Genomic DNA, 9,320 nt, shown 5'->3' with positions numbered 1-9,320 from the left:
TTGGCTGGGGTGCAGGGATTCGAACCCCGGAATGCTGGTATCAGAAACCAGAGCCTTACCGCTTGGCGACACCCCAAAAATTTGGTGGCTACGACGGGATTTGAACCTGTGACCCCATCATTATGAGTGATGTGCTCTAACCAGCTGAGCTACGTAGCCTGAGTTTACTGCTTACTGCATCCGATAATGGCTGGGATACCTGGATTCGAACCAGGGAATGCCGGTATCAAAAACCGGTGCCTTACCGCTTGGCGATAACCCATTTGTCGACTCGCATCCACGAGTAAATATCGGATTGGCTGGGTTACCTGGATTCGAACCAGGGAATGCCGGTATCAAAAACCGGTGCCTTACCGCTTGGCGATACCCCATCCGGCTGCCGAAGACTGAAATGGTGCGGGAGGCGAGACTTGAACTCGCACACCTTGCGGCGCCAGAACCTAAATCTGGTGCGTCTACCAATTTCGCCACTCCCGCGAAAAGATGGTGGCTACGACGGGATTTGAACCTGTGACCCCATCATTATGAGTGATGTGCTCTAACCAGCTGAGCTACGTAGCCATCTTTTTTCGCTAACCTTCATCGGCGTTGCGGGGCGCATTATGCGTATTGAGCTTTGTAGCGTCAACAAGTTTTTTGCCGTTTTTTGCCTTAAAACGCCTGTTTGACTGGCTTGTAACCAGGGTGGCGATTTATTCAGCAGTTTTCTATCGTCACATCGACAATGAGAACAAAAAGGGGCCTTTACAGACCCCTTATCCTACTCATTCACAAGCTTATTTGTAGGCGGACTGATGCACGCCGACAGCACGACCAGATGGGTCATCCATGTTTTTGAAAGCTTCATCCCACTCAATCGCTTTGGCAGATGAACAGGCAACAGATGGACCGCCCGGAACACACTCTGCTGCACTGGCAATCGGGAACAGCTCTTCAAAGATTTCGCGGTACAAATACGCTTCTTTCGAGTTCGGCGTGTTGTACGGGAAACGGAAGTGCGCGGTAGACAACTGCTGATCGGTGATCTGCTTCGCGGCCACTTCTTTCAGGCTATCGATCCAGCTGTAGCCTACGCCATCAGAGAACTGCTCTTTCTGACGCCATGCCACGCTCTCCGGCAGGTAAGAAGAGAAGCATTCACGCAGAATGTGTTTCTCCATTTTGCCGTTGCTGCCGCACATTTTGTCTTCCGGGTTGATGCGCATCGCCACATCAAGGAATTTCTTGTCGAGGAACGGTACGCGCGCTTCAACGCCCCATGCCGACATCGCTTTGTTGGCACGCGCACAGTCAAACATGTGCAGCGCCAGCAGTTTACGCACGTTCTCTTCGTGGAATTCCTGAGCGTTCGGTGCTTTGTGGAAGTACAGGTAGCCGCCAAACACTTCGTCCGCGCCTTCACCAGACAGCACCATTTTGATGCCCATTGCCTTGATTTTACGCGACATCAAATACATCGGCGTAGAGGCGCGAATGGTGGTGACGTCATAGGTTTCGATGTGGTAAATCACATCGCGAATCGCATCCAGACCTTCCTGCACGGTGAAGTGAATCTCGTGGTGCACGGTGCCCAGATGTTCCGCCACTGATTTGGCCGCTTTCAGATCAGGTGAGCCTTCCAGACCTACCGCAAAAGAGTGCAGCTGTGGCCACCAGGCATCACTTTTATCTTCATCTTCCACACGTTTTGCCGCAAAGCGCTTAGTCACGGCAGAAATGATAGAGGAGTCGAGGCCGCCAGACAGCAGCACGCCATAAGGCACGTCAGACATCAGGTGGCTTTTCACTGACTCTTCCAGCGCATGCTTCAGGCCCGCAGCGTCAGTGGTGTTCTCGGCAACGGCAGAGAAATCCATCCAGTCGCGCTGCCAGTAACGACGGATTTCGCCATCGCTGCTGCACAGGAAGCTTCCCGGCGGGAATTCTTTGATGGTGCGGCAAACCGGCACCAGCGCTTTCATTTCAGAGGCGACAAACAGGTTTCCGTGCTCATCGTTGCCCATGTACAGTGGGATAATCCCGATGTGGTCACGGCCAATCAGATACTGCTGCTTCACGCTGTCCCACAGAATGAAGGCGAACATACCTTGCAGATCATCGAGGAAATCGAGACCTTTTTCCTGGTACAGCGCGAGGATCACTTCGCAGTCAGAACCGGTCTGAAACGCATAACGATCGCTCAGTTCAGCACGCAAAGCCTGATGGTTGTAGATCTCACCGTTCACGGCCAGTACGTGGGTGTGGTCAGCGTTGTACAGCGGCTGTGCGCCGTTGTTGACGTCAACAATCGACAGGCGCTCATGCACCAGAATGGCTTTGTCATCGGCATACACGCCAGACCAATCCGGTCCACGGTGACGCATCAGACGGGAACACTCCAGCGCTTTCTTGCGCAGTTCAACAGGATCGGATTTCAGATCCAGCACACCAAAAATCGAACACATAACTGACTCCTGATCTCACCTTGCGGCGATGTTATTTCTACGTTTGTCCGGCAGCCTTGACTGCGTGATGTATAAGAAAATGCGCTAACAGGTGGTGTTAACGCAAGTTAAATTGCGATCTTTTGATAAAAAGATTGTTGTGATGGCTTAAAAATTGAATTTCATCTAATCAAATGTCAATTAAATTAGATGGCGTCTAATGAATTGGCGTTTTGGATGATTTCCTGCGCAATTAATGGTGCACAGAATCATAATAAAGGGATGTAAAAACAAACGCCCTGCTCACACGACGTACGGGCAGGGCGATAAGTAAACGCGATAAGAGAAGGTTTAGAACAGGTCGATATCGGCCACTGAAGGGTAAATCCAGTCAGGGCGGAAAGGCATCGCATCAATGTCACTCAACGTCGAAACCCCGGAGAGCACCAGAATGGTTTCCAGGCCCGCCTGGAATCCGGCCAGAATATCGGTGCGCAGGTTATCGCCGACAATCACCGTCTCTTCCGAGTGGGCATGCATCTTATTTAGCGCAGCACGCATGATATACGGGCTCGGCTTACCGACGTAAAACGGTTTGCGACCGGAGATGGTTTCGATACCGGCGCAGAGTGCACCGCAGGCTGGCACAAAACCGCGTGCGTGGGTATCCGGGTTGGTGGCGATAAAGCGTGCGCCATTAGCCACAAAGAAAGCCGCTTTATGCATCATTTCCCAGTTAAAGGAGCGCGTCTCCCCAACAATCACAAAATCGGGATTCACATCGGTGATGGTAAATCCGGCTTTATACAGTTCGTGAATCAGCGCGCCTTCGCCAATCACGTAGGCTTTTTTGCCTTCCTGACGACGCAGGAAATCGGCTGTCGCCATCGCCGAGGTATAGAACACTGAATCCGGTACCTCGACACCCGCATTGGCAAAACGGTTTGCCAGATCCTGAGCGGTTTGCGACGGATAGTTGGTCAGCACCACCAGCGGCATCTCTTTTTCAAGGATGCGCTGCAGAAACTCATTCGCGCCTTTCACGGCGGTATTGTCGTGCATCAACACGCCGTCGATGTCACAGATTACGCTTTTGATGGTCATATTGGCTTCCGGTCGGGCCCGCCAGACGGCAGGCTTCAATTATTCTTCCAGCAGATGCTGCAGCAAAATACCATTCAGCATCGCACGTTTCGCCAGGGCAAAGGCGCCAATAGCGGAACGGTGATCCAGTTCGGAACGCACCACCGGCAGGTTTTTGCGGAAGGCATTCAGCGCCTGGGTATTAATGCAGCCTTCAATTGCCGAGAACAGCACTTTGTCTGCGTCGGTGATTTCCCCCGCCAATACCACCTTTTGTGGATTGAACAGGTTAATGGCAATCGCAATCGCTTTCCCGAGGTAGCGTCCCACGTATTCGATCACTTCGCAGGCCAGCGCGTCTCCCTGATTAGCGGCACGACAGATTTGTGGCATCAGACAGTTATCCAGCGTCAACGTGCTCGGATAGCCCTGATTGAGCAGATGGCGCACGCGATTCTCAATCGCGCCGTTGGCGGCAATCGTTTCCAGACAGCCAAAGTTGCCGCAGTGGCAGCGCTCACCCAATGGATCGACCTGGATGTGGCCAATTTCGCCCACGTTGCCGTTGCTGCCAAGGAAAATATGGCCGTTAGCGATGATGCCCGCGCCGGTACCGCGATGTAAACGCACCAGAATGGAGTCTGCACAGTCACGACTTGCACCGAAATAGTGCTCCGCCAGCGCCAGACTACGGATATCGTGACCGACAAAGCTGGTGACGTTAAAGCGTTTCTGCAAGCTGGATACCAGCGGCCAGTGGCTGACAGCGATGTGCGGCATATAGCGAATAATGCCGTTAATCGGGTCCACCAAGCCTGGCAGAATCACCGCGATCGCGATTAATTCATGAATCTTGCGTTGATGCGCCGCCATAAATGCCGTGATGGCATTGAACAGCGCATTCTCCAGCGTTTCCTGGGTGCGCTCAGGCAGGGGATAATCTTCCTGCGCCAGCGATTTTCCGCTCAGATCGAATAATGTCAGCGTGGCATCATTGCGTCCTAAGCGAACGCCGATGGTATGAAAATGGCGAGTTTCGGTAATGATGGAAATGGCGCGGCGACCACCGGTAGAGGCTTGTTGCTCTACCTCTTTGATCAGGCCGCGCTCAATAAGCTGGCGGGTAATTTTCGTGACGCTGGCGGGCGCAAGCTGGCTGAGATCGGCAATCTGTATACGCGATATCGGCCCTTGTTGATCAATTAGCCGGTAAACGGCTGCACTATTGAGTTGTTTGACAAGATCGACATTTCCTATTTGAGTCTGGCCGCCAGTGGTCATTCAGTACTTACTCGCTGAGGACGTCGTCTCCATTGACTAACGTCTTAGTGATTTGATAATCGCGGGTAAAGACAGTGAGGTTAGCGACTTTTCCTGCTGTCACTGAACCCAGCTGTTTTTCCACACCCATTGCCTTGGCCGGGTAGAGCGTTGCCATGCGCAAAGCTTCATCCAGCGCGATACCACAATGTTCTACGCTGTTTTGCACCGCTTCAATCATGGTGAGCGCAGAACCGCTTAAGGTACCGTTTTCGTCAACGCAAAGGCCGTCGCGATAGTATATTGTTTTGCCTGCAAAAATGAATTTATCAATTGACGCGCCAGCGGGTGCGGTCGCATCCGTTACCAACACCAGCTTGTCACCTTTGATGCGCTTTGCATTACGCACGTTAGCGTAGTGGACATGTAAACCATCCGCAATGATGCCGCAGTATACATCAGGTGAATCAAACAGCGCACCGATCAGACCAGGTTCACGCCCTGCAAAGGTTGGCATGGCATTATAAAGGTGAGTGGCAAAAGAGACACCGGCACTGAAGCCCGCTTTGGCTTCTTCGTAAGTGGCGTTTGAATGGCCCGCAGAGACAATAATGCCGGCATTGCGCAGCTTGCCAATCACATCGGCACCGGCATTTTCTGGCGCCAGCGTCACTTTGGTGATCACGTCTGCGTTGGCGCAAAGAAAATCGACCATCTCCGCATCGGGCAGACGAATCAAATCTGGATTATGGGTACCTTTTTTGGCTTTGTTCAGCCATGGACCTTCCAGGTGCAGACCTAACGCCTGATTAGGGTGTTTGGCCAGATAGGCGCGCATGGTTTCGATGGCACGCTTCATCAAAGCATTGGTGCTGGTGATCAGCGTTGGCAGATAGCTGGTGCAGCCTGATTTTTCGTTGGCACGCTGCATGATTTCCAGCGTTTCCACGCTCAGTGCGTCGATATCATCGTTGAACTGCACGCCGCCGCAGCCGTTTAACTGTAAATCAATAAATCCGGGAGCGATAAACGCACCAGCCACATCCTGCTGTGCAATCGTTGCGTCAAGCGCCTCTCGTGGGCACACTCGCTCAATCAGGCCATCCGCAATCACCACTGCATGATTGTCCAGAATTTCATGACCGGTAAAAATCCGGCCGTTCACTAATGCGTACATCGTTTTTCTCTCCCGGCTAAGCCTGCCGCATTAAGGCAGCAGGTTTTTCACAACGTGTTCTCACACACCTTTCATATTTTCCGCTTCCATTTCGCGGAAATATTTCACGGTTTTCACTTTCAGTTCCATGGTGGCCGGTTCGTCACACACCACCACAGATTTCGCATGCAGCTGCAGACAGCTGATGGTCCACATGTGATTAACGTTACCTTCTACAGCGGCCTGCAACGCCTGCGCTTTCAGATGGCCCGTCACCAGAATCATCACTTCTTCAGCATCCAGTAACGTGCCCACACCTACGGTCAGGGCGTATTTTGGCACCTGATCCACATCACCATTAAAGAAGCGCGAGTTAGCGATACGGGTATCGTGCGTCAGGGTTTTAATGCGGGTGCGGGAAGAGAGTGAAGAAGCCGGCTCGTTAAAGGCAATGTGTCCATCGTTGCCCACGCCGCCCATAAACAGATTAATTTTACCGTAAGAGCGAATCTTCTCTTCGTACTGGCGACATTCTGCGTCAATATCTGGCGCATTGCCATTCAGAAGATTGATATTTTCTGGTTGGATATCAACGTGATCGAAAAAGTTGCGGTACATGAAGCTGTGGTAGCTTTCCGGATGCTCTTTTGGCAGGCCCACGTATTCATCCATATTGAACGTCACCACATGCTTGAAACTAACCTGGCCCGCTTTGTGCATATCAATCAGGTGCTTGTAAGCTTCCAGTGGCGTACCACCGGTTGGCAAGCCCAGCACGAAGGGACGTTCTGCGCTAGGCTTAAACGCATTAATGCGGTTAACAATGTGGCGTGCAGCCCATTTACCCACCTGGGTCGGTGTGGCCAAAGGGATCAGTCTCATGTCTTCACCTCAATTAAGATTAGGAAAATGTTGTCGCCGATGCTGGTTTAGGTTGCTGCCATTAAGCGTAATCGGTTTAAGCGCAACCAGCAGGGAAAAGTGCGACCTGATATTTTTCATCATAAAATAAGTTTGTGGTGGTGGCTAGCATTTCGCAGTGATAAACGTCCATTATGGTGATTAAAGTCACAGTTACTGTGGTTTTAATTTGCGAGGCGAATTAATTTATCTTTACACTGCGCCTCGTGGTGAAAGATGTCATCAAGGTACCGAGCGTAGGGATAATAAAATCAACCCGCGCTACGGCAAAACGCCAGTCTCATAGGGGGAGAAAAAGGTGAGTATTTTAGGATATCTGCAAAAGGTCGGCCGCGCGCTTATGGTGCCGGTAGCGACACTGCCGGCAGCGGCAATCTTGATGGGGGTAGGGTATTGGATTGATCCAGACAGTTGGGGTGCAGGCAATGCGCTGGCCGCTCTGCTGATCAAGTCCGGTTCTGCCATTATCGAAAATATGTCAGTGCTGTTTGCCATCGGTGTGGCTTACGGTATGTCCAAAGATAAAGATGGTGCGGCCGCGTTAACCGGCTTCGTGGGCTTCCTGGTGGTGACGACACTCTGTTCACCTGCCGCAGTAGCGATGATTCAGAAGATTCCGGTCGATCAGGTGCCTGCTGCCTTCGGCAAGATCAACAACCAGTTCGTGGGTATTCTGGTCGGTATTCTCTCCGCTGAAGTGTATAACCGCTTTAGCCATGTTGAGTTGCCCAAAGCGCTGTCGTTCTTCAGCGGGCGCCGTTTGGTGCCGATCCTTGTCTCATTCCTGATGATCGTTGTGGCGTTTATCCTGATGTACATCTGGCCACTCATCTTCGGCGGCCTGGTGAACTTCGGTGAGCACATTCAGAAAATGGGCTCGGTGGGCGCAGGCGTGTACGCCTTCTTTAACCGCTTGCTGATTCCGGTCGGTCTGCATCACGCACTGAACTCCGTATTCTGGTTTGACGTGGCAGGCATTAACGATATTCCTAAGTTCCTTGGCGGTGCACAATCAATCGCGAATGGCACGGGTATCCCGGGCATCACCGGTCGCTATCAGGCGGGCTTCTTCCCGATCATGATGTTTGGCTTGCCGGGTGCAGCATTGGCTATCTTCCACTGCGCACGTCCAGAAAACCGCGCGAAAGTCGGCGGTATTATGCTGGCTGCGGCCTTCGCGGCCTTCTTCACGGGGATCACTGAACCGCTGGAATTCTCCTTCATGTTCGTGGCACCGGTTTTGTATGTGATCCATGCGGTATTGACCGGTATCTCGGTATTTATTGCTGCGAGCATGCACTGGATTGCAGGCTTCGGCTTCAGTGCCGGTTTGGTGGATATGGTGCTGTCAACGCGTAACCCGCTGGCGGTGAATTGGTGGATGCTGATTCCACAAGGTCTGGTGTTCTTCGCCATCTACTATGTGGTGTTCCGTTTCACTATTCAGAAATTCAACCTGATGACCCCGGGCCGCGAATTGTCTGCGGGTGATGAAACTGATGGTTATGACGTTAACGTCGATCATAGTGGTAATGGTGAAAGCCAGACCGAATCACTGGCACGTCGTTACATTGCCGCCATCGGCGGTTCAGACAACCTGACCAACATCGATGCCTGCATTACTCGTCTGCGTCTGAACGTCAAAGACTCAGCCCAGGTGAATGAAGGCGTGGCGAAACGTTTGGGTGCGTCTGGTGTGATTCGTTTGAACAAGCAGAGCGTACAGGTGATTGTCGGCACTCAGGCTGAAAGCATCGCCTCCGCAATGAAAACGGTATTGAGCAAAGGCCCGGTTGCTGCGGCTTCCGCTCCTGCCGCCGCTGCGCCGGTCGCGACTAAACCCCAGGCCGTGCTGAACACTGAAAAAGCGGTGATTGCTACGCTGGTGGCACCAGTGACCGGTGAGATTGTCGCGCTCGACGCGGTGCCGGATGAGGCGTTCGCCAGCAAAGCGGTGGGCGATGGTCTGGCAATCAAACCAACCGACAAAACCGTGGTGGCACCGATTGCCGGTACCGTGGTGAAAATCTTCAACACCAACCATGCGTTCTGTCTGGAAGCCGCTAACGGCGTTGAGATCGTGGTGCACATGGGCCTGGACACCGTGGCGCTGGAAGGAAAAGGCTTCACACGTCTGGTGGAAGAGGGGGCAACCGTCACTGCCGGTCAGCCGATTCTGGAGATGGATCTGGACTTCCTCAACGCCAACGCGCGCTCAATGATTAGCCCGGTGGTGGTCAGCAACAGCGATGATTTCGCCGGACTGAATCTGCTGGCCAGCGGTTCAGTGGTTGCAGGTGTGACACCGTTGTATGAAGTGAAAAACTAAGTCCTTGTGATTTAGCCAGAAGGCAGGAAGCAATTCCTGCCTTTTTTGTTTTAAAACGACCAACAAACGGTTGTTTCCCTCCTGCGCTTTGTGGATCATACTCCGTTACTTCGTGGTACAAATCACCCGCTATTGTTTTGAGGATTTT

General features: G+C 52.4%; 6 protein-coding genes and 6 tRNA genes. 1 reads left to right on the top strand and 11 read right to left on the bottom strand.

What is annotated here, in order from left to right; all coding sequences use genetic code 11:
- Nucleotide 1: 1 nt before the first annotated feature.
- The 11 genes from QMZ65_RS23890 to nagB form a co-directional block, all read right to left on the bottom strand.
- Nucleotides 2–76, bottom strand: a tRNA-Gln gene (locus QMZ65_RS23890).
- A 6-nt stretch (nt 77–82) separates the two neighbouring features.
- A tRNA-Met gene (locus QMZ65_RS23885) sits at nt 83–159 on the bottom strand.
- Between the two features lie 28 nt (nt 160–187).
- Nucleotides 188–262: transfer RNA gene (locus tag QMZ65_RS23880), tRNA-Gln, on the bottom strand.
- Nucleotides 263–296: 34 nt separating this feature from the next.
- A tRNA-Gln gene (locus QMZ65_RS23875) sits at nt 297–371 on the bottom strand.
- Nucleotides 372–392: 21 nt separating this feature from the next.
- Nucleotides 393–477, bottom strand: a tRNA-Leu gene (locus tag QMZ65_RS23870).
- Nucleotides 478–484: 7 nt separating this feature from the next.
- Nucleotides 485–561 (bottom strand) — tRNA-Met (locus tag QMZ65_RS23865).
- Between the two features lie 215 nt (nt 562–776).
- Entirely contained in the window at nt 777–2,444 is a 1,668-nt protein-coding gene (gene asnB / locus QMZ65_RS23860) for an asparagine synthase B (protein WP_034829093.1), read from the bottom strand.
- A 330-nt stretch (nt 2,445–2,774) separates the two neighbouring features.
- The gene (locus tag QMZ65_RS23855; protein WP_034829095.1) at nt 2,775–3,527 is read right to left on the bottom strand and encodes an HAD-IIA family hydrolase; all 753 of its coding nucleotides are present in this window, start codon (nt 3,525–3,527) and stop codon (nt 2,775–2,777) included.
- Nucleotides 3,528–3,566: 39 nt separating this feature from the next.
- Nucleotides 3,567–4,787: a DNA-binding transcriptional regulator NagC gene (gene nagC, locus QMZ65_RS23850; protein ID WP_283216863.1), complete on the bottom strand. Its 1,221-nt coding sequence runs from the start codon at nt 4,785–4,787 to the stop codon at nt 3,567–3,569.
- Between the two features lie 7 nt (nt 4,788–4,794).
- On the bottom strand, nt 4,795–5,943 hold the full coding sequence (nagA, locus tag QMZ65_RS23845; protein WP_097117428.1) for an N-acetylglucosamine-6-phosphate deacetylase: 1,149 nt from the start codon (nt 5,941–5,943) through the stop codon (nt 4,795–4,797).
- A 60-nt stretch (nt 5,944–6,003) separates the two neighbouring features.
- On the bottom strand, nt 6,004–6,804 hold the full coding sequence (gene nagB, locus QMZ65_RS23840) for a glucosamine-6-phosphate deaminase (RefSeq protein ID WP_034829102.1): 801 nt from the start codon (nt 6,802–6,804) through the stop codon (nt 6,004–6,006).
- A 343-nt stretch (nt 6,805–7,147) separates the two neighbouring features.
- On the opposite strand from nagB, the gene nagE reads away from it, so the two are divergent.
- Complete coding sequence (gene nagE / locus QMZ65_RS23835) at nt 7,148–9,172, top strand: N-acetylglucosamine-specific PTS transporter subunit IIBC (RefSeq protein ID WP_283216864.1); 2,025 nt, start codon at nt 7,148–7,150, stop codon at nt 9,170–9,172.
- Nucleotides 9,173–9,320 lie beyond the last annotated feature (148 nt).

Origin of the sequence: Pantoea sp. EABMAA-21 (assembly GCF_030053335.1) — a bacterium.
Taxonomy (GTDB): domain Bacteria; phylum Pseudomonadota; class Gammaproteobacteria; order Enterobacterales; family Enterobacteriaceae; genus Pantoea; species Pantoea communis.
This window is presented reverse-complemented; position numbering and strand designations above follow the sequence as displayed.

What these genes read in the sequence shown, in the direction of transcription:
- QMZ65_RS23855 (WP_034829095.1), bottom strand. Translation starts at nt 3,527, where the DNA reads ATGACCATCAAAAGCGTAATCTGTGACATCGACGGCGTGTTGATGCAC.
- nagC (WP_283216863.1), bottom strand. Translation starts at nt 4,787, where the DNA reads ATGACCACTGGCGGCCAGACTCAAATAGGAAATGTCGATCTTGTCAAA.
- nagB (WP_034829102.1), bottom strand. Translation starts at nt 6,804, where the DNA reads ATGAGACTGATCCCTTTGGCCACACCGACCCAGGTGGGTAAATGGGCT.
- asnB (WP_034829093.1), bottom strand. Translation starts at nt 2,444, where the DNA reads ATGTGTTCGATTTTTGGTGTGCTGGATCTGAAATCCGATCCTGTTGAA.
- nagA (WP_097117428.1), bottom strand. Translation starts at nt 5,943, where the DNA reads ATGTACGCATTAGTGAACGGCCGGATTTTTACCGGTCATGAAATTCTG.